General features: G+C 60.9%; 17 protein-coding genes. 8 read left to right on the forward strand and 9 right to left on the reverse strand.

Annotated elements, in window-relative coordinates; genetic code table 11:
- Positions 1-48: 48 nt before the first annotated feature.
- From BGP85_RS03510 to BGP85_RS03545, 8 genes are all read right to left on the reverse strand, one after another.
- Positions 49-201, reverse strand: coding sequence for an amino acid permease (locus BGP85_RS03510; RefSeq protein WP_103447656.1), 153 nt, complete (start codon positions 199-201; stop codon positions 49-51).
- Between the two features lie 239 nt (positions 202-440).
- A complete protein-coding gene (locus tag BGP85_RS03515) occupies positions 441-1,694 on the reverse strand; it encodes an aspartate aminotransferase family protein (protein ID WP_103447655.1) in 1,254 nt (417 codons plus the stop codon).
- A 48-nt stretch (positions 1,695-1,742) separates the two neighbouring features.
- Positions 1,743-3,167, reverse strand: a complete 1,425-nt coding sequence (locus BGP85_RS03520) for a gamma-aminobutyraldehyde dehydrogenase (RefSeq protein ID WP_103447654.1) — start codon at positions 3,165-3,167, stop codon at positions 1,743-1,745.
- Positions 3,168-3,246: 79 nt separating this feature from the next.
- The gene (locus tag BGP85_RS03525; RefSeq protein ID WP_103447653.1) at positions 3,247-4,578 is read right to left on the reverse strand and encodes an APC family permease; all 1,332 of its coding nucleotides are present in this window, start codon (positions 4,576-4,578) and stop codon (positions 3,247-3,249) included.
- 12 nt (positions 4,579-4,590) lie between these two features.
- A complete protein-coding gene (locus BGP85_RS03530) occupies positions 4,591-5,748 on the reverse strand; it encodes an iron-containing alcohol dehydrogenase (RefSeq protein WP_103447652.1) in 1,158 nt (385 codons plus the stop codon).
- 220 nt (positions 5,749-5,968) lie between these two features.
- A complete protein-coding gene (locus BGP85_RS03535) occupies positions 5,969-6,844 on the reverse strand; it encodes an alpha/beta fold hydrolase (protein WP_103447651.1) in 876 nt (291 codons plus the stop codon).
- Positions 6,841-8,367 (reverse strand): flavin-containing monooxygenase, encoded by a 1,527-nt coding sequence (locus BGP85_RS03540; RefSeq protein ID WP_103447650.1) that lies wholly within the window; start codon positions 8,365-8,367, stop codon positions 6,841-6,843. The genes BGP85_RS03535 and BGP85_RS03540 overlap by 4 nt, the downstream gene beginning before the upstream one ends.
- Positions 8,368-8,670: 303 nt before the next feature.
- The gene (locus BGP85_RS03545; protein ID WP_103447649.1) at positions 8,671-9,249 is read right to left on the reverse strand and encodes a TetR/AcrR family transcriptional regulator; all 579 of its coding nucleotides are present in this window, start codon (positions 9,247-9,249) and stop codon (positions 8,671-8,673) included.
- 379 nt (positions 9,250-9,628) lie between these two features.
- Here BGP85_RS03545 and BGP85_RS03550 point away from each other — a divergent pair, with 379 nt between their 5' ends.
- From BGP85_RS03550 to BGP85_RS03580, 7 genes are all read left to right on the forward strand, one after another.
- The gene (locus tag BGP85_RS03550) at positions 9,629-10,516 is read left to right on the forward strand and encodes a phytanoyl-CoA dioxygenase family protein (RefSeq protein ID WP_103447648.1); all 888 of its coding nucleotides are present in this window, start codon (positions 9,629-9,631) and stop codon (positions 10,514-10,516) included.
- A 71-nt stretch (positions 10,517-10,587) separates the two neighbouring features.
- Positions 10,588-10,803, forward strand: a complete 216-nt coding sequence (locus tag BGP85_RS03555; protein WP_103447647.1) for a hypothetical protein — start codon at positions 10,588-10,590, stop codon at positions 10,801-10,803.
- 126 nt (positions 10,804-10,929) lie between these two features.
- Complete coding sequence (locus tag BGP85_RS03560) at positions 10,930-11,625, forward strand: hypothetical protein (protein WP_258035864.1); 696 nt, start codon at positions 10,930-10,932, stop codon at positions 11,623-11,625.
- Positions 11,626-12,130: 505 nt separating this feature from the next.
- Positions 12,131-13,519, forward strand: coding sequence for a DUF1329 domain-containing protein (locus BGP85_RS03565; protein ID WP_374755309.1), 1,389 nt, complete (start codon positions 12,131-12,133; stop codon positions 13,517-13,519).
- A 24-nt stretch (positions 13,520-13,543) separates the two neighbouring features.
- Positions 13,544-15,190 (forward strand): DUF1302 domain-containing protein, encoded by a 1,647-nt coding sequence (locus tag BGP85_RS03570; RefSeq protein WP_308450947.1) that lies wholly within the window; start codon positions 13,544-13,546, stop codon positions 15,188-15,190.
- A gap of 8 nt (positions 15,191-15,198) precedes the next feature.
- A complete protein-coding gene (locus tag BGP85_RS03575; protein ID WP_103447645.1) occupies positions 15,199-17,613 on the forward strand; it encodes an efflux RND transporter permease subunit in 2,415 nt (804 codons plus the stop codon).
- A 10-nt stretch (positions 17,614-17,623) separates the two neighbouring features.
- The gene (locus tag BGP85_RS03580; RefSeq protein ID WP_103447644.1) at positions 17,624-18,586 is read left to right on the forward strand and encodes a WD40/YVTN/BNR-like repeat-containing protein; all 963 of its coding nucleotides are present in this window, start codon (positions 17,624-17,626) and stop codon (positions 18,584-18,586) included.
- A gap of 116 nt (positions 18,587-18,702) precedes the next feature.
- Here BGP85_RS03580 and BGP85_RS03585 read toward each other — a convergent pair whose 3' ends face one another.
- A complete protein-coding gene (locus BGP85_RS03585) occupies positions 18,703-19,572 on the reverse strand; it encodes a phytanoyl-CoA dioxygenase family protein (protein WP_103447643.1) in 870 nt (289 codons plus the stop codon).
- Between the two features lie 239 nt (positions 19,573-19,811).
- Between BGP85_RS03585 and BGP85_RS03590 the strand changes: the two genes are divergently transcribed.
- A complete protein-coding gene (locus tag BGP85_RS03590) occupies positions 19,812-21,065 on the forward strand; it encodes a PucR family transcriptional regulator (RefSeq protein WP_181004499.1) in 1,254 nt (417 codons plus the stop codon).
- Positions 21,066-21,245: the final 180 nt, after the last annotated feature.

Here is a 21,245-nt window from a genome sequence, read left to right on the forward strand (position 1 = left end):
CACCCGCGGCCGCTGGCGGATGCGTGCCAGCGGCCAGGTGATACCTCGTTAATACCCCCTGAAAATTTCGCCGATGCTGGTGATCGGGTGCCCTATGTGCTGCGCCGCCGCTCGGTTGACGAGAGAAGGCCTGGGGGCAAGCAGGGCATTCAGGAAAATGGCCAGCGTCAGCACGGCCAATAGAAAACCAAATCGGCGCATATGATCCTCCAGCGATTATTATTGTTGTTGTCTTCAGGTTCGATCCGAAAGGCCAGTATCACTAGGCCCGGGCGCTTTGTCGTGGGCGAATGACTGGGTTATGGCTGCGATGTCCTGGTCGCCGTAGCCCAGTTTGAACACATAGCCACTCAACCTGCGATGGCCGGGTTGTCGACTGCATGCGATGAACCTGCGTGCGGCACCTGTATCGATAAAGGCCGCACGGCAGGCCCGTGCAGTTACTGGCTCAGCGCTGCCGCGACCGATTCGCCGAAGGCTTGCAGGCCTTCTTCGAGCTGATCGGTCGGGGTGTTCACCGGTGGCATCAGCTTGATGATTTCGCCGTTCGGGCCGCAGCGGTCGACCAGCACACCCGCCTGCAGCACGCGCTGCTGGGCATCCTTGGCGAACGCGACGTTGCCGCGGCCGAAGTCGATGCCAGCGATCATGCCGCGACAGCGGGCGGATGCGACGCCAGGGGTTTCAGCGAAACCGGCGACTGCGCGTTCCATGGCCGCGCAGTTGGTGGCCAGCAACTTCAGGAACGACTCATCGCGCCAATAGCCGAGCGCGATCTGGGCCGTCAGGAACGCCAGTTGGTTGCCGCGGAAGGTGCCGATGTGATCGCCAGGTTGCCACACATCCAGCCCGGCGCGAATCAATACGATCGCCATCGGCAGGCCGAAGCCGCCGATCGATTTGGCGCAGGTGATCAGGTCTGGCACCACCCCGGAACGCTCGAACCCGAAGAAGTCGCCGGTGCGGCCGCAACCGGCCTGGATCTCGTCGCAGATGAGCAGCACGCCGTGATCGGTGGTCCACTTGCGCAAGCGTTGCAGCCATTCGTTGGAAGCCGGGTAGACGCCGGCCTGGATCTGCACGGACTCGACGATCACCGCCGCCGGCAGCTCCGAGCCGCTGCCCTGGTCGTTGGCCAGGCGCTCGAGAAAGCCAATGCTGTCGAATTCACCGTAGGGACTGTCTTCGTACGGCACGAACACTACATCGGTGGAAAGCCCAGGGCCGCGGCGGGTGCGGTTACCAGTGACGGCCAGGGCGCCGGCGGTCATGCCATGGTATGCCCCGTAGAACGATACGACCTTGGTACGCCCGGTCGCCTTGCGCGCCAGCTTCAACGCCGCCTCGACGGCGTCGGCACCGGTCGGGCCGGTGAACTGCACCTTGTAGTCCCAGCCGCGTGGCTTGAACAGGTCGCGCTCGATCGCCTCGAGGAACTGGCGTTTGGTGGTGGTGTGCAGGTCGAGGGCGTGGGTCACGCCGTTGGACGACAGGTACGCGATCAAGGCATCGCGCATGCGGGGGTCGTTGTGGCCATAGTTCAGGGCACCCGCGCCAGCGAAGAAGTCCAGATACTCGCGGCCGTCTTCACCTCGGATCTTGCTGCCTTGGGCGGTATCGAACACCAGTGGCAGGTCACGGCAGTACATCCGCACATTGGACTCGAGCCTTTCGAATGTCTCGATGTTGTTCATGCAAACCTCTTGAAAAAAATGATCTGGGCTATCGGGGGGCGTGGGCGGTCAGTGTTTGAACATCACGTGGCGAACCACGGTGTAGTCTTCCAGCCCGTACATGGACAGGTCCTTGCCGTAGCCGGAAAGCTTCACCCCGCCATGGGGCATTTCGCTCACCAGCATGAAGTGGGTGTTGACCCAGGTGCAGCCGTACTGCAGGCGAGCGGCCAGGCGATGGGCGCGACCGACATCGGCGGTCCACACCGATGAAGCCAGGCCGTAGTCCGATTCGTTGGCCCATGCCAGTGCCTGGGCTTCGTCTTCGAATTGCGAAACCGTCACCACCGGGCCGAAGATTTCCCGGCACACCACCTCGTCCTCCTGCGTGGTGCCGGCCAGGACCGTCGGCTCGAAGAAGAAACCGCCACCCGCAGCGCGCTTGCCGCCGGTGACCACCTCGATATGAGGCAGCTCCTTGGCACGGTTCACGAAGCCCTCCACGCGTTCCAGGTGCTCCTGGGTGATCAGCGGGCCCATCTCGGTCGCCGGGTCATCCTGTAGCCCGCACTTGATGCTGGATACGGCTTCACCGAGCTTGCGCACGAATTTCGGGTACACCGCCTTCTGCACATAGAGGCGGCACGCGGCGGTGCAGTCCTGGCCGGCGTTGTAGAAGCCGAAGGCGCGGATGCCTTCGACGGCTGCATCGATGTCGGCATCGTCGAAGATCAACACCGGCGCCTTGCCACCGAGCTCCATGTGCATGCGTTTGACGCTGTCGGCGGTGCCTTCGATGATGCGGCTGCCGGTGCGCACGGAGCCGGTCAGCGACACCATGCGCACTTGGGCGTGGCTGGTCAGCGGTTCACCCACCGAGGCGCCGCGGCCGTGGACGATGTTGACCACGCCGGCGGGGAAGATGTCGGCGAGCAGCTCGCCCAGTTTCAAGGTGCTCATCGGCGTGTGTTCCGACGGCTTGAGCACGACGGTGTTGCCGCCGGCCAAGGCCGGGCCCAGTTTCCAGGCCGCCATCAGCAGGGGGTAGTTCCACGGGGCGATGGAGGCGACCACGCCCACCGGGTCGCGGCGGATCATCGAGGTGTGGCCCGGGATGTACTCGCCCGCCGCCGAGCCCTGAAGGCAGCGCACGGCGCCGGCAAAGAAGCGGAATACGTCGGATACGGCAGGCAGTTCGTCCTGCAGCACGGCGGTGAACGGCTTGCCGCAGTTGTCCGCCTCCAGGCGGGCGAACACCGGCGCCTGGGCGTCGATGCTGTCAGCGAGCTTGAGCAGCAGTGCCGCGCGGTCCTTGGGCGGCGTTTGCGACCAGGCGTCGAAGGCCGCATCGGCGCTTTGCACCGCGGCGTGGACCTGGGCGCGGCTGGCTTCGGTGGTCTGTACCAGGACGCTGCCAAGGGACGGGTTGTACACGTCGAGGTTTTCGCCTTCGCCGGCCACCAGGGCACCGTTGATCAGGAGTTTGGTTTGCATGTCGATTCTCGCCATTGAACTGCAAGGCCGGGGCCTTGCCTTGTGGTTGTTGTCAGGACATTCGATTGGCAGGTGGCCGCTACGCCAGCGCGTCAGGCACCGGGTTGCGGAAGAAACTGGTCCGGCAGGCGAGGTAAACCGTGCCCAGGGCGAGCCAGATACAGCCCATGATCAGTGCGTCTTTATCCAGGCTGGCCAGCATCCAGCCGGCCGTGACCAGGCCGATGAGTGGGAAGAGCACGCCGCGCAGCAGGCCAGCCCCGTCCTTGACGCGTGCATCGAAGGTGAGCCGCAGCGCGCAGAGGTTGACGGCGGTGAAGGCTAGAAAAGCGCCGAAATTGACCAGGGACGTCGCGGTGGCGATCGTCAGGCCAAAACCCGCGGTGCCGAAAATGCCACAGAGCAGGATGTTGAAGGTCGGCGTCCTGTAGCGAGGGTGCAATGCACCGAACAGCTTGCGCGGCAGTTGGTTGTCCCGGCCGAGGGCGTACAGCAGCCGGCCCACGCTGGCCTGGAACGACATGCCCGCGGCGAAGTGGGCGATGATGATCCCCGCCAGGACCACGGCGAAGAACAGGTCGCCACCGATCATGCGGGCAATCTCGAAGGCAGCGCCGTCCACCAGCTCGAACGTGGGGGAGGGGTGCGCCAGGTACATGAAGTACGAGGAGCCGACATAGACCGAACCGCCGATCAGCGCGACCATCAGGATCGCGCGGGGCAGCGTGCGGCCTGGGTCACGGGTTTCCTCGCTGAGCGTGGACAGTGCGTCGAAGCCCAGGAACGAGTAAGCAGCAATGGCGGCGCCGGCCATGCTGGTGGCAAAGGGCACATCCTGGTTGAAGAACGGCTTGGCCGACAGCAGTCCTCCAGGGCCGTTGGCAGCCACGATGTAATGCACGCACAGGCCGATAAACACCACGATGATCGCCAGTTGCGCGCCCATCAACAGCAGGTTGAAGCGGTTGGCGACCTGGATGCCCAGCACATTCAGCAGCGAGGTAGAGACGATGAAACCGGTAATCCACACCCACTGCGGCACATCTGGAAAGGCCATGTTGAGATAGCTGGCGCCAAGCAGCCAGATCAGCATCGGAATGAAGAAGTAATCGAGCAGGGCGGCCCAGCCCACCATGAAGCCGAGGTTGGCGCTGAGCATCTTGCGGGTATAGGTGTAGGCCGAACCGGCCACCGGGAACACCCTGACCAGCCGGCCATAGCTCAACGCCGTGAACACCACGCCGGTCGCCGCGATCAGGTAGGCCATCGCCGTGGTGTTGCCACTGGCCTGCGAGATCACGCCATAGGTGCCGAAGACGATCAACGGGGCGAGGAACGCCAGGCCGAACAGCAGGACCGAAAACGGGCCCAAGGTGCGCTTCAGCGAAGCGCTGGGGGTTGATTCGCTCATGACTGACAGCCCTCACGCTACGAAGTGGTAAGCAGTGGCGACGATTTCACGGTAGGTTTCCACGGTCATCTCCTTCGCATTGCTGCCATCGGAGAAGTTCTTCTTCGATTTTTCAGCGATGCTCAGGAAGTCTTCCTCGCGCACGCCTTTCACCTCGGCGAAGCGGGGGATGCCCAGGTCCTTGCTCATCTGGAACAGGTAGCCGACGGCGGCCTCGGCGGCCTCGGCCGGCGAGAGGTTGGGGTCGATGCCCAGTGCGTAGGCGACCTGCGCGTGGCGAATGATGTCGGCGTCGCGGTTATGGCCGAACACGAAGGGCAAGAAGATCGCGTTGCCCACGCCGTGTGGCGTGTCGTACATGCCACCAATGGCTTCGGAAATGCAGTGCACGCTGCCGACGTCTGCATTACCGAAGGCCATGCCGGCGATCAGGCTGGCCACCAGCATCTGCTCGCGGGCGTGCAGGTTGCCGGGTTCCAGCACGGCGGGCTTGAGGTGTTGGCTGATCAGGCGGATGGCATGCAGCGCCAGGCCGTCGCTGATGGGGTTCGACACGCGGCCGGTGTAGGCTTCGATGGCGTGGGTCAGGGCATCCATGCCGGTTGCGGCGGCAATCGACGCGGGCAGCGTGTCGAGGATATGAGAGTCAAGCAATGCCAGCACTGGCCCGAGCCGGTAATCGTGCACGCTCATCTTGTAATGACGGGCGGTATCGGTGATCACCGAGAAGCAGGTTACTTCGCTGCCGGTGCCAGCCGTGGTCGGAATGGCAACGATAGGCGGGATGGCATGGGTGAGCGTGAACGAACCTTCGTAGTCCTCGATCCGACCCTCATGGCTGAGCAGCAGGCTGATGGCCTTGGCTGCATCCATGGCACTGCCCCCGCCTACGGCTAGCAAGCCATCGATACCTTTGCCGCGATATCGCTGCGCGATCTGATTGACGTCCTCGCTGCGCGGATTGGCCTTGATGTCAGACACTTCCTCGAAGGCGATGCCTGCCTTCTCCAGGCTGGCGTAGACGCTGTCCAGCAGGCCCGCCGCCTTGACCCCAGGATCGGTCACGACGAGCACGCGGGCCAGGCCAAGTGAGTGCAGGTGTTCGCCGGTGCGCTCGCGCAGACCAGGTTCCATCACGACTTTGCTGGGGAGTAAAAACTTGAAGTCCATACGTACCTCTTGCTCAATTGTTGTCATTGTTGAAAGGGCAGTAGAGGAGCACTTGCGCCAGGCCGTGGATAACAGCTCAAGCGGGTGATGTGTGGCCTGGCGTTTCGCACAAGCCAGCATTTTGTTGTTCTGGGTTTTGCTTGAACCTGTCGTCAAAGGCCTCCTTGGGGGGGTAAAAAGAGGGGCGGCCAAGCTGCACGCCCCTGAAAGGGTGATCGCGCTACAGCATGTGTCCTGCCAGCAAGGACAGCAGCGTGCCGGACAGGCAAGGCGGGAAGTCGTGCCCCATCCCGGGCAGCAGCACCAAACTGGAACCACGGATAGCTGCGGCCGTGGCGTACCCGCCGCTGGTCGCGACCATGAGATCTTCATCGCCATGGATGACCAGGGTGCGGCAACGAATCCGTTGCAGTTCCTGGGTGCGATCGCCGGAATTGATGATCGCGCCGATCTGCCTGGCCGTACCGACGTTGCCGGCCTCGCCACCGCCTCGCTCCCACGCCGACAGGGCATAGTCACGGAAGGCGGGTTCATTCCACTCCAGGGTCGAGCCGATCAGGCGCATGATGTCCAGGTAGTCGCGAACGCTTTCCTGCTCGCTGCGCGGTGGGCGGCGCAGCAGCTGCCGAATGGATTTCAACGCCGGCTGGCCGACGCGCAGCGATCCGGTGGTCGAGAAGATCGAGGTGAGCGACCTGATACGCTCGGGGTAACGGGCAGCGAGGGTCTGGGCGATCATGCCGCCCATCGACATGCCCACCACGTGCGCCGTTGCCAGGTTCAGGCCGTTCATGAGCCCGATCACGTCGTTGGCCATGTCACCCAGGTCATAGCCGGGGGTGCGCTTGCGCAAGAACTGCTGCATGGCCGTGGGAGGGACTACGTCGGTGAAGAACGACCGGCCCGAGTCGCGGTTGTCCAGCGTGATGACGCGAAACCCCCGCTCGACCAGGCCGGCGATGATCGGTTGCGGCCAGTAGGTCAATTGCAGCCCCAGGCCGACGATGAGTATGACCGCTGGCGCCGTTTCGGACCCGTGGCTGCGATAGCAAAGAGGGCGCTCGCCGGGCAGTTCGCAGAAGCGATCGGGGCTCATCCGCGGCTACCCTGTTGCTGCAGCTCGACGTTCGCACGCAAGGGTGCGCTGGGTACGGAGGAGAACGCGAGGCACTTGTCAGCTACAGCACCTCGGCGCAGGAGTTTGGTATCGCGGAAGTAATCCATCGACATCACCCAGGGCTCGCTCGGCCCCTGGCGCGGTATGCTGTCCAAGGCGCGCTGCACATAGCCGGCACCAAAATCCAGCAGAGGGCGGGTCTCGATCCCATCTGGCGCCTGGGGTTCGCAGACGTTGTAGCCGTGGTTGTCCATGAAACCCAGCAAGCGACAGAAGTGATCGCACAGCAGGCACACTTTCAGGGTCCAGGAGGAGTTGGTGTAGCCCACCGCGAACGCGAAGTTGGGTACACCGGAGAGCATGGTTCCTTTGTAGGCGAGAGTGTCGCTCAGCACCACTGGCTTATCGTCCTTGTACAGACTGACCCCCCCGAACATCTGCACATTCAGCCCGGTGGCGGTAATTACGATGTCAGCTTCCAACGCCTTGCCGGATTTCAGCAACAGGCCGGATTCGGTGAACCGCTCGATATGGTCGGTGACGATGTCGGCCTTGCCCGCGCTGATCGCCTTGAACAGGTCGCCTTCAGGTACCGTGCACAAGCGCTGGTCCCAAGGGTTGTAGGGCGGATTGAAATGGACGTCGACCGGGTAGCCTTTCGGCAGCTCCTTGCGCGTCAGCCATAGCAGCAGTTTGCGGGAAAGCTTGGGGAAGCGCTGGCAGAAGGCCCAGAAGGCCAGGGTGATCCTGGCGTTCTTGTAGCGTGTCAGAGAGTAAGCGGTTTGCTCGGGCAGGACCTTGCGCAGAAACGCCGCAACCGCATCATTGGCTGGTTGGTTGATGATGTAGGAGGGCGTACGCTGCAGCATGGTGATGCTGGCGACTTTGTCCGCCATCGCTGGAATCAGGGTCACTGCCGTCGCGCCGCTGCCGATCACTACAACACGTTTGCCCGTGTAATCCAGGTTCTCTGGCCAGTGTTGCGGATGAACGATCTGCCCCTTGAACTGTTCGGCTCCCTCGAAGCGGGGGCTGAATCCTTGGTCGTACCTGTAGTATCCGCCCGCGCTGAACAGCCAGCGACATTCGATTGTGCGGGCCTGCCCCAGGTAACCGTCCTCCACCCGCACCGCCCACAAGCCCTTGTCCGTTTGCCAGTTCGCTGAGATGACTTTCTGCTTGTACTGGATCAAGGACTCCAGCTCATGCTCGTCGATCGCTTCACGCAGGTACTCGAGAATGTCTGCGGCGTCCGCCAGGGATTTCGCCTTGGTCCAGGGCTTGAAGTCGAAGCCGAAGGTGTACAGGTCGGAGTCCGAGCGGATGCCGGGATAGCGGAACAGGTCCCAGGTGCCGCCCATTCGCTCACGAGACTCGAGAATCGTGAAGGTCTTGTGAGGCTGATGGCGCCGCAGATAGGCGGCCGCACCGATGCCAGACACACCGGCTCCCATGATCAATATATCGAGTGGCTCAACCGGAAGAGCAGTGTGCGAGGACATAGGGCTTCCTATTATTGTGTTATAGAGGCTGATCTTTTGACTTGATCATTTGACCATGATGGGGCGACAGATTCCCCAGGGCAAGGTGCAAAATGCATCGCGAAGGCATTTTTTTGGGACGATTTGAACCTGGTGGGATTGGATAAGGGGGGATTGCGCGTCGGGCGACTGCAGATTTTGGCGTCGTTATGACGGGGCGATATGTGGGTTTCTGTGGCAAGAGGCGACAGTCCGTTTGTCTGTCAGACCCTATGGATACCGGATTGCCGTGTCACACCGGACCACGGCAATCTGAATGACATCTTAGTAGCTGGCGACCAGCAGCTTAACTGCCTGGCAGGCCGTTTCTGTCTCAGCCTCCAGGCGTTCGAGGTTGCCGTGGGCGGTCCAGGAGAGAAGCAAACCATCGAAAAGGTTGATGAGCAGCCGACTGACTGTGGTGAGTGCGGCCTGATCCAGCGCATCGCCGGTCGCCTTCTGGATGGCCTGTTGGGTTGCTTCGATGGAAACGGTATAGATCTTCGCTGCCATTTCCGGGTCATGGCGCAGGTTCCAGAAGAACAGCTCGAACTGGGTTATGGCCCGTTCGGGGTGTGCGATGAACCACTTGACCAACTGGCGCAGCATTTCCCCTACCGATTCGGCGGGGAGAGTGTTTGCCGGAGCCTGCAGCGATTGCTGCGGCATGTTGATCAAGGACTCGTAGACCGCATAGAACAAGTCTTCCTTGGTGTGAAAAACGTAATGCAGCGAGGCCAGTGGCGAATCTGCCGCTGCCGCGATGCGCCGCGTCGTGGCGTTGGCTATGCCGTGTTCTGCGATCACCTTGATGGTCGCTTCAATGAAATCCTGTCTGCGTTCTTCCGCGCCTATCCGAGCCATTCAGCGTTCTCCCCTTTTGGCCTTGCGCCAACCGCCGGGTCCGGCGTCGGCGGTGACGAATGCTATCGCAAAGTCATGGCCCAATCCATGAGATGGTCGATGCACCCCTTTGCGTCTGCGGTCTTGCTATCGGTATGTGGCCATTGCCCAGAGGCAGATGCTGAGTGCCTATCTCACCGAGACCGAGGCGAGGCGCTAAAAAACCAGATCAAATGACTTGATCAAATGACTATATTCGATAATCATGGCAACGCCGAACAGATAATTACGGGCTTCGGCAGCGGCATAAGAGGTTGCTGTGGTGGTTGCGCCGGTGGGACGAGGCGGTTGCCCGAGCTCGCTGGGTAGAACAATAAACAACCGGACAGGTAGAAGGCAGATGGATACACGAAAACTCTCGACGGTCAGCAGTAATGCGCCGGTCGAACAGGTGGTGGAAATCATTCGGCGTGACGGCGGGGTCATCATTGCCGACTTCGTCTCGCCAGAGACGCTCAAGTGCCTCACCGAAGAGCTGGACACCTACTTGAATGTCACGCCCTGCGGAGAAGACCCCTATTTCGCAGGCACGCAGACCCGTCGTATCGGTCGCATCATCGGGCGAAGCGATACGGCGGTGGAGGTGGCACTAAACCCGTTGTTCATCGGGGCGGCCAGGCAGATCCTGCAGACACCGACCCATGTCTGGGTGGGCAGCGACCGCATCGAGATGGCGCCTGACATTCAACTCAGCATTACCCAGGCCATTCAGATCGGCCCGGGCCAAGGCCTCCAACCCCTGCACCGCGACGATGCCACCTCGTTGTGGCGACATCCCCAGTTCGGGCGCGAGGCCCGCCTGCAGATCATGCTGGCCATCTCGGACTTCACCGAAGAGAACGGTGCCACGCGTGTTATTCCGGGCAGTCATCAATGGGATGACGAGCGCGGGCCGACTCAGGAAGAAACCATCGCCGCCGAGATGAAAGCAGGCTCTGCGCTGTTGTGGCTGGGGTCGCTCTATCACGGCGGTGGCGCCAATACCACAGCGTCTCCTCGTACGGGTCTGACCATGGCCTACGACTTGGCTATCTTGCGCCTCGAAGAAAATCACTTCCTTTCCATTCCCGTTGAACGGGTTCGCCAGCTCCCCGCAGAAATGCAACGCCTGCTGGGCTGGAGTGTGAGCTCCACGCTGCTGGGCTGGGTGGAAATTGATGGCCAGATGCGTGACCCACAAGAGCTCTTGGGCATGCCTGCTTTTTCCGAGCCTGGAAAAGGCTTCTGAGATTCTGAGTTCGCACAGCCTGCTGCGTATTGAATTTCTGCCCTTTGGGGCGCAACCAAGGAGATAACACCATGGCGTTCTCAATCGACTCGAAAGTTGGCGAGCTGCTGGATAACAGCACTACGAGCCAGATCCTTGAAAAGCACCTGCCCGGTATCGGTAAACACCCACAAATTGGCATGGCCCGTGGCTTTGCCTTAGTGACGGCGGCGAAATATTCTGGTGGGTTTATTTCTCAGGAAACGCTGAATAAAATCGACAGCGACCTGAGGGCCCTGGTCAACTAATCGCGGCCATGACCTGCTCGGATAACTTTAGTTACCGGTGCAGGTCAAATAATTCAGTCCGTATTTCCCCGCTGATCGGGTTTGCAATAGCCGTCTGATTGGCTGCCGATTTCGACGTGCAGTGTGATGTCGATCCTCAGATTGAGAGAGGCTGTTCTCGTGGAACTTATAGAAGTGAGTATCCTGGGCTCATGTATATTGCTGATCATCTGTGGTCTGTATTATGGAGCGGCATTCATCGGGCGAAGAAATTATCTGCTCGGCGGAGAATTTTTGATTGTCGGGATATCCGCGACGAATTTCGCGATCTTCATCGTTACGGGCTGGCTGGCAAATTATAACGTTGCCATATTCCTCGATGCTTTTTCCCGGGGCGTTGGAATTCCTGTTATTGCAACGCTTGGCTTGATGGCGGTAACGCACGACTACAAGCCTTCCCCGGTGAATGACATTGTGTTGTTCCTGGCTGGCTTTGCGCTTGCAGCCATTTACTTCATGTCGAGTTCATTCAAGCTATTCCTGCCTTATTTTTATATAGTGATGTGGCTGGCTTATACAGCGTACCTGGCCTATTTCATCTGGCGGCTGGTTCGTGCCAGAGAGCTTCTGCATGCGCTGGCTACCACCTTGGGCGGTGTGGCGGGGCTAACGATAGCATTCCGGTATGACTTCTTTCCGATTCCGGGTGACGATTCAAAGATGGTATTCATGACCTTTGCTTTCTTGACTTGGTCGTACTCGATTGTGCAATCGTTTTATGCCTATGGTGCACTTCAGCGTTCTAGAAGTACCTCAGTTGAGGCGTTACTCAATGTTCGTTAAATTGAGCGGCGCAGGTGCGCTGTTGTGCCGCCAATTCCTTGATTCGAAGTAACTCCATGTCGGGCCATCGGCCCGCTTCTTTACCGCCTTCAGGGGCGGTTTTTTTATGGCTAAATTATTAATTTCCATGCTTGGGTTGCGAATGGAAAGATTAAGGCTGATGCAATAAAGATGGCGGCTTGTGACGGGTGAGTATAACTACGCAGTTCATCATGATTGGGCATGCACTGGTAACACATGTTTCTTTACTTCCCATTAAGGTGCAGGCATCTGATGAACATAGATCGCCACTTACGACTAAATACCTGATTTATTTAACTTAATCATACCAAGAGACTTCTGGCATGTGGATTGCTTTCTGATCATTTGACATGGTCAATTGATCATGTCAAATGATCAGCTTGCGATAGGTGCCCATTTCCATGTGGATGGTCGGGTAGCCGGTCCAGGCCCTTTGTTCGAGGAGCCTCCAATGAAAGAAGTATTTACAGGGCAGAAAGACGACATGTCCGCCCGCTGTATTTTCAGGCAGCTGCTAGTTACCCTCGCGGTATCGACCGCGATTTGCTCGGTACAGGCCGCACCCCAGGGGGCCGGGGAGCTGGGTTCGAAGCTCACGCCACTGGGCGGTGAGGTGGCCGCAAGTTCAAGCGGGGATATTCCGGCCTGGACTGCCCCGGGGCCGCAAGGGGGGGGCTGGAGCTATGGCCAGGTGCGGGGGGACCACTGGAAGTTCAAGGATGACAAACCCCTCTACAGCATCGACTCGAACAGCGTGGCGCAGTATGCGAGCAAGCTGTCCCCCGGCCAGCTCGAACTGTTCAAGCAGATTCCAGGCTACCGCATGGAGGTCTATCCGACCCGCCGCACCTGTGGAGTGCCGGACTTCGTGGCGGATAACACGCGGCAGAACATTGGATTCGCCAAGCTCGACTCCACCGGCGTTGCCCTCGAGGACGCCCATGTGCCAGGCATCCCGTTCCCTCTGCCCAGTACCGGCGCAGAGGTGATGTGGAACATGAAGATGCGGTATCGCGGCCTTGGTGTCGAAATTCCCAAAAGCATTTCAGGCATTTCGCCGCGCAAGGGCGGGGAGTGGTTACGTCAGTCATCGGACACCTTTTTCTATACGCCTTGGGGAAAGAAAGGCAGTGCGCTTTTTTCGTCCATTGGCCGCTTGGAAAACGCCACGTTCTCCAGTTACCGGGAGCCAGCGGCGCTGGCCGGCCAGGCTGGGGTGCAGACAACTATCGCCGGCGAGCAGGCCAGTACCTTTTACTATTTCCCCGGCCAGCGTCGGGTCAGGCGCATGCCGTCGTATTCCTATGACGCTCCGCAGATCGGGCTGGACAACCAGTACACCGTCGATGAGGCGAACGTGTTCTTCGGGGCCATGGACCGTTTCGATTGGAAACTGATCGGCAAGCAGGAACTCCTGGTGCCGTACAACGCCTTTGGCGCCTATGACACCGCAGCCAAGGTGGAAAGCTTCGCCGGCGACGATTCCATCGCGCCGCAGTCGCGCCGCTACGAACTGCATCGTGTCTGGGTCGTCGAGGCCAATGTTCGTCAGGGCATGCGCCACCAGGCGCCCAAGCGCCTGTTCTACATCGACGAGGACAGTTGGAACCCGTTGCTGGCCGTTGACTATGACAAGCAGGGACAGATCTGGAAGGTGCGTGAAGGGTTCTCGATCCCCGTCTACGAGACCGGCGCGTGCGACGTGCAGGCCCAGGTCCAGTACAACCTGGCCGATCATCGTTACCTGTTCGACATGACCTCGATCGGCGCGGGCAAGAACGATATTCGCTGGCTCACCGAAGACAGCGGCAACCCTCGCCTGAAACGCGACTTCTTCACCTCCGACAATCTGCGAGCCATCAGCGAGCGCTAAACCGACGCCAGATCGAGAGCCCACATGAAAAAAATAATTACGAAAGCGTCAGGCCTTGTGATCGTGTGCGCAACCCCACTGGCAGTGGGGTTCACATTTGAAACCGAAACCCTCAATGGCTCCTTCGACTCCACGATCACCGCAGGCATGGGCCTGCGTACCGAGTCGCGGGCCTGCAACCTGATCAACCAGGGGCCGACCGGGCACAACGTGCCCTCCGGCTGCCTGGCGCAGAGCTCCGGCGTGGCGGACCAGGGCGACCTGAACTACGACCGCGGCGACATGTTCACCAACTACCTCAAGGGCACCCATGAGCTGTTGCTGAAGATGCCCGAGGACTTCACCTTCATGGCGCGCGGGACCTGGATCCGCGACTTCGCTGCCACCGATACCACCGGCACGCTGTCGTTCAACACCCCAGAGAGCGTCGGCAGCAACGGGCTGAGTGACGACGCCCGCAACGACCTCGCCTTCAAGGCCCGCCTGCTGGACCTGTGGGTGAGCAAAGGCTTCGACATGGGCGGGCAGCGGGTCCGCGCGCGCCTGGGCAACCAGGTGATCAACTGGGGCGAAAGCCTGTTCGTGGCCGGTGGCATCAACAACACCAACGCCTACGACTACCAGGCCTTGGCGCGCCCCGGCGTGCAGCTCAAGGAGGCCGTGCTGCCGGCGCCGATGCTCAGTGTCGCCTCGGGCCTGGGGTCGGGCGTGAATGTCGAGGCCTACTATCAGTTCCGCTGGAACAAGAGCGAGTTGCCGCCGGTGGGCAGCTACTGGTCCACCAACAACGCGCTGGGTGAGGGCAGGGGAGACTACGGGTTCTCCGAGAAGGACGCCCGCGACAGCGGCCAGTGGGGCCTTTCGCTGCGCTGGCAACCGGAGGACAGCGACATCAACTACGGCTTCTACGTGATGCGTTATCACGACAAGTTGCCGTCGTTGCGTGTTGCCATTCTTGACCCCGACACCTTCGCCGCTGCCCCCACCTGGGAATACCAAGAAGACCGAATGATGTATGGCATCAGTGCCAACATGCCGATCGGTGACTGGGCCGTCGGTACGGAGCTGTCGTACCGGCCTAAGGATTCGGTCATGCTCAACCCGGTCATCGACCTGTGCTCCAGCAATGGCGGCAAATGCTGGAAGGACGAGAAGAAATTGCAGTGGCACCTCACCGGGCTTTACAGCTTCACGCCTTCCAACTCCCCGACGCTGCTCGACTTCACCGGGGCCAGCACGGGCACCTTGCTGTCCGAGCTGGTGGTCATCAAATACCCAGGGCTGCATGACGAGGTCAATGGCGAGCCACTCGCTGCGGGGCTCAATACCTGGCAGCTGGACCCTGCGACAGCGCCCAAGCCCCGTGGCGACAAGACGTCCTCTGGCATCAACCTGGACTTCAGCCTGACCTATGACGGCACCTTGCTGCCGGGCTGGCAGGTCACGCCAGGTGTCTTCTATTCGCGCTCGCTGGGGGGCAGGACGCCGAATCTGAGTGCGACCTTCACCGAAGACGCGAGCAGCATGAACCTGTATCTGAACTTCGTGCGAAACCCGGCCAGTTGGCAGATCTCCCTCAACTACGCGAAGTTCATGGGCGGCGACACGCCCTACGACCAGCTTTATCGTGACCGCGACTATGTCGGCATCGCGATTTCCCGCACCTTGTGAGGCCCGCCGTGAACGGTTCTGTAAAGTTATCCGAAGCTCCGGCACCTGGCCTGCTGTCACGTGTCGAGGGTGTGTTGTTCAGGCATCGTCGCCTGGTGCTGGCGAGCCTGGCGGTGTTCACGCTGATCATGGGCTGGTTCGCCGTGCAACTGCGCATGGATGCAGGCTTTGAAAAGCAATTGCCGGTAGGCCACGAATACATCAAGACATTCGAGGCCTACCGCAACGACCTGCTGGGAGCGAACCGGCTGACCCTCGTGGTCAAGGCCCGACAGGGCGATATCTGGAGCGCCCCAGGCCTGAAGCGGCTGTATGACGTCACCCAGGCGGTGACCTTCCTCCCGGGTGTTTCGCGCAGCAGCGTGCGTTCGTTGTGGACGCCCAATGCCTTCGTCAACGAAATCACCGAAGAAGGTTTTCGCGCTGACCCACTGGTACCAGGAACGGTTTCGCCCGAGCACCTGGATGACCAGGTCATCGCGACGATCGCCAGCTCCACCGCCCAGGGTGGTTTCATCGGCACGCTGGTTTCCCGGGATCAGAGCAGTGCGATGATCACGGTGGAACTCAACGAATACGACACCAATGGCGCGCACCTTGACTATGTGGCGTTCAACCACAGGCTGGAGAAAGAGATCCGCCAGCAATTCGAGGATGGCGATTTCGAAATCCAGATCATCGGTTTCGCCAAGCAGATCGGTGATATTGCTGACGGGGCTTCAGCCGTGCTGGAGTTCTGTCTGCTGGCGTTGCTGCTGACGGCGGGGGCGGTGTACTGGTATTGCCACTCACTGCGCTTCACGCTGCTGGCGCTGGTCTGTTCGTTGGCCTCTCTGGTGTGGCAGTTCGGCAGCCTGCGCCTGTTGGGGTACGGGCTCGACCCGTTGGCGGTGCTGGTGCCCTTCCTGGTATTCGCCATCGGGGTGTCCCATGGCGTGCAGCAAATCAACTTCATCGTCCGCGAGATCGCCATCGGCAAGAGCGCCGAAGCGGCGGCGCGTTCGAGCTTCACGGGTTTGCTGATTCCCGGGACGCTGGCGCTGGTGACCGCGCTGGTTTCCTTCGTGACGCTGCTGTTGATCCCCATTCCGATGGTGCGGGAGCTGGCGATCACGGCCTCGCTTGGCGTGGCCTACAAGATCATCACCAACCTGGTGATGTTGCCGTTGATGGCGTCGTTATTGAGTGTCGATGACAAGTACGCGGCCGCCCAGGAAGCCTCCCGGCAGCGCCGGACCCGCTGGCTGCGTGGCATGGCCCGGCTCGCCGAGCCGCGCAGGGCACAATGGGTGCTCGGCGTTGCCTTGGTGGTATTCCTGGTGGCGATCTGGCAAAGCCATGACCGTGTCGTTGGCACGCTGCAGGCGGGCGCGCCGGAGTTGCGCGAGGACGCCCGCTTCAATCGCGATGCGGTCTCCATCGCCGGAAACTACGACATTGGCCTGGACTGGCTCAGCATAGTGTTCGAAGTCAACAAGGGCCCCTCTGGCGAAGACAGTCAGGTGGCCTGCGAGGATGTTGCCCTGGGCCAATATCAGGATCGCTTCGTGTGGGCCATGCAGGGGGTGCCTGGCGTCCTTTCGGTCGCGTCGTTCTCCAGCAACATGCGCCAGTTCAATGAGGGCTACAACGAAGGCAACCCGAAGATGGCGGCAGTGCCCATTGACCCGATGAACTACGCCGCCCTGGCTACCGAGGTTGCGCGCACGCCCGGGCTCATGCGCACCGACTGCAGCATGTCCGCAGTGCACCTGTACCTGGCCGATCACAAAGCCACCACGATCAACCGGGTAGTGGATGCCGCCAAGGCACTGCGCAGCGAATACCCCCTGCCAGGCATCTCGGTGCGCCTCGCTTCGGGCAACGCCGGGGTGCTGGCAGCCATCAACGAAGAAGTGGAAAAAAGCGAAACACCCATGCTGCTTTATGTCTATGCCGCCATCGCATTGCTGGTGTTCGTGGTGTATCGCGACTTGCGGGCAGTCCTGGTGTGTTGCCTTCCGCTGACCATCGGCACCTTCATTGGCTACTGGTTCATGAAGGAGCTGCAGATCGGACTGACCATCGCCACCTTGCCGGTGATGGTGCTGGCGGTGGGCATTGGCGTCGATTACGCCTTCTACATCTACAACCGTCTGCAACTGCACCTGGCCCATGGGCAGTCGATCACCAAAGCCGTGGAATACGCGCTGCTCGAAGTGGGTGTCGCGACTATTTTCACCGCCATCACCCTGGCCGTGGGCGTGGCCACCTGGGCCTTCTCGGAACTCAAGTTCCAGGCCGACATGGGCAAGCTGCTGGCCTTCATGTTCATCGTCAACATGGTCATGGCCATGACTGTGCTGCCGGCCTTCGCCGTGTGGCTGGAGCGGGTATTCCCACGTAAGCGCCCCGTGCGCATGATCGGCGCGCTGGTGCACTGAGGAGAGAAGCATGAAGTTCAGGGTTTCATTCACCGCAGCCTGGCTCGCAGCAGCAGTGCCGCTGATGTCTCTTCAGGCCGCGCCGTTGCACGCCGTGCCGGCCGTACAGGCGAGCAATGCCACGCAGGCCACCATGCTGGCCGCCGGTTGGGCGGGGGCGCGCATGGTGGCCGTGGGCGACCACGGTGTCGTGCTGTTGTCCGACGATCAGGGCATGCAGTGGCGCCAGGCGAGGTTGGTACCGCTGTCCACTCCATTGACGGGCGTGTCTTTCGTGGATGCCAAACGCGGCTGGGCGGTTGGCCACTGGGGCGCGATCCTGGCCACTACCGATGGCGGGGAGTCCTGGCAGGTCCAGCGCCTGGCCACCGAAGAAGACCGGCCACTGTTCGCGGTGCACTTCTTCAATGCCCGGCAGGGTGTGGCAGTAGGGCTCTGGTCGTTGGTGCTGACTACCGAGGATGGGGGCCAGACGTGGACCGAGCAGGCGGTACAAGCGCCGCCCGGGGCCAAGCGGGCCGACCTCAACCTTATGGGGCTGTTTGCCGACAGCCGCGGCACGCTGTACGCCACGGCCGAGCATGGGCAGGTGCTGCATTCCGAAGACCAGGGGAAGAACTGGCGTTACCTGGATACCGGCTACGAAGGCACCCTGTGGTCTGGCGCGGTACTGGCCGATGGGCGTCTGCTGCTGGGTGGCCAGCGCGGCACCCTGTTGCAGGGTTCAGCGGACGGCAAGGGCTTTCGCAGAGTGCCAACGCAAAGCAAGGGCTCTGTCACTTGCGTAGCGGTAGCGGGCTCTCGTGTGTTGGCGGTCGGGCTGGATGGGCTGAGCGTGCAGAGCAGCGATGCCGGGCGCAGTTTTCAGGAAACGCAGACCGCTGATGGCCTTTCACTGACGGCGGCCTTGTTCAACGCCGAGGGCGTACCTGTCTTGTTTTCACGCAGAGGGGTAATGCCCTACCAGGAGTGAAGGGCCGGCCACTCGCTCAGAGGCCAGGCATCGCAAACCGACGCCTGGCCTGTTTCCTTGCCTGGGCGTTTGGGTGGTCGTGGCACCCTCAGGCCCAGCCAAGTCAAAGCTGGACGCTAGAGCTGAAGGTAATCCGCCAGGTCTGCGTAGTTATGCTGCCAAAGGCCAGGGCTGCCATTGGGGTATTGGGAGCGGAAACCGAGGATCTTCTGAACCCGTGGAGAAAGCGTGCGCACCAGCTCGAGCGGCACGATCAACGGGTAGGCTTCTTCAGGCGTGATGATCGAAGCCTGCATCGGGATGGTCAGCCCGCGACGGTAATAGTCGGTGGTCAGGTTGGCCCCGCCACCGTGAACGACTTTACCGCCGAACAGCATGGCATCCCCGGCTTTCAGCAGGGCGGGGATCGTCATTTCCGGAGTGCCGACATCGTAGAAGTCATCCCAGTCCTGGCTCCCGGGGATCAAGCGCGTGGCGCCGTTTTCCTCGGTGAAATCGGTCAGCGCCAGCATCAGGTTGGTGATGGCGCGTGGCGCATGTTTGTTCATGGCCACGAACGGTTGGTACTGCATCATGTCACGGTGCAGCATTTGCGCTTTGTTGCCTGGGCCGATCTCGATCAACTGGGCCGTGGTCAGCCACCAGTCACCGCACTCCGGAGCGTAAAGCACGTTCCCCAGTTCGTGAAAGAGGTCGTCATCGAGGATTTCCTCACGAAAGGTCTTGCTGTGAGTGACGAGGTTGGTAAGCCGTTTGGTCTGATGGCCATGGAACTCGGCGATCAGCGCGTGCTCGTGCCTGGAGCCGGCATCGAGCGCGGCCAGGGGGGCGTCGAGTTCGCTGTTGATTCGTACGACTTGTTCAGGGGTCATGAAGTTGCGGATGATTACGGCACCTGCCTGGTCGCTCAGCAGCGCAATTTCTTGCGCGGATGTCGAGCGGGTTACAACTGGCAGGCTTGGCGCGGAGTCGCGAGAGGTTGACATTGAGAACACTCCAGATTGAAAGGAACGGTTGCGCAGGCGGGTTGACGTTTGATCAACGGGCATCAGGAAACAGGCCTGCTTGCTACTGCGCTAAACCCAAAAAAAGGGACATGGAGCGCCACGGTGCCTCCTTGTTCTTTTTGTTCAGGCAGTGAGTTCATGCTAGGTTTGCACTGGCCCTTCGCCAAGGTACGAACTGCACCATTTTCCAGCCGATTTTTGAGTGATTTGCACCGCCCATGACCAGCACGCCATCGCCCTGGCCACGCCCCTCGGAAGCCGTTCGCGAGCTTATGCGCAAAGGCGCCGAACGCGCTCAGGCGCTGCCCCCTGAGTGGGTCGAGCGCCTGAACCAGTCACTGTTCTCTTCACCCGAAGATGCCAGGTTGCTGGAAGACCCGGTCATCCTCGCGGCGTGCCGGCGCGCCAACCGGGCAGAGTTGCTGCATTGGGCCAATGCCAACCTGCAGCGCCCTGGTGAGCCGGTGGAGCCCTACGTGTCCGCTGACATGGTGGACACGGCCAGGGAGCTCGCCCGCAGGGGGCTATCCGAGCTGCTGATGAATGTTGCAAGGTCGACACAGAACGCAGCCTGGGACCTGTGGATGAAGATGGCCTTCAGCCTGACGCAGGATCCCGCTGTACTCGAGGAATTCCTGGAGGTCTCGTCGCGCTCGATCTCGGAATTCATCGACAGCAACATGCGTGTGGTGACGCGGATCATCCTCGAAGAAAAAAACGCCCAGGCCCATGACGACCCTATCGATAAACGCAGCCTGGTCAGCCGGCTGCTCGATGGCAGGGATGTGGACGCGGAGCAGTTCCGCAGGCGACTGGGTTATAGCCTGGCTCAGAGGCACCATGCCTGCCTCGTCTGGAGCGAAACCCCGGACGCCGAGATTCGCCCCTTGGAGGATATGGCGCGTGCCCTGGCGCAGCTCACGGGCACGGTAGCGCCTTTGATCGTGTTCGCGGGCCCCGCGACCCTGTGGGCCTGGAGCAATGTGGCAAAGCCGCTGGACCTGAACCTGCTGCAGGGCGTCGCCCGGCAATTTCCGAAAATACGCGCGGCAATCGGTTCGGCGGGCGCGGGGATGAATGGCTTCCGGCGCTCGCACCTGGAAGCCTTGACCACCCAGCGGTTGATGGGCCGTTTGGCAGGTTCACCCGCCGTTGCCACGATCGATCAGGTGCGGATGGTGTCGCTGATGACCCAGGATGCCCGCGCGGCCAGGCAGTTCGTCTTGAGCACCCTGGGGCGCTTGGCGGCCGAGGCCACGGTGCTTCAGCATTCGTTGCACGCCTTCCTGGCCAATGGCTGCAATATCACCCAGACCGCCGAGGTGCTGGGTACCCATCGCAATACCTTGCTGCGCCGGCTGGAGCGCGCCCAGGACCTGCTGCCTATCCCGTTTGGCGACCATCGCATCCAGATCGCTGCCGCACTCGAACTGGTGATCTGGAATACCCCATTTGCAGACGACGAGAAATAGTTGTCAAAGCATATCCAGAGTCAACGATACGTAATGAGCCCTGTCAAAATTAACTCAATCGGAAATTTACAACACCACCCGCATTGATCTGGGGCCAAGGTTTCTCAGGACTGCGGGCCAGGAACCAGCATTCGAGCAGATATACTCAGTGATTTGCCATGAGCTTGCGTCAACTGGCTC

The organism is Pseudomonas putida, from assembly GCF_002906855.1.
In the GTDB taxonomy this organism is placed as follows: Bacteria; Pseudomonadota; Gammaproteobacteria; order Pseudomonadales; family Pseudomonadaceae; genus Aquipseudomonas; species Aquipseudomonas putida_N.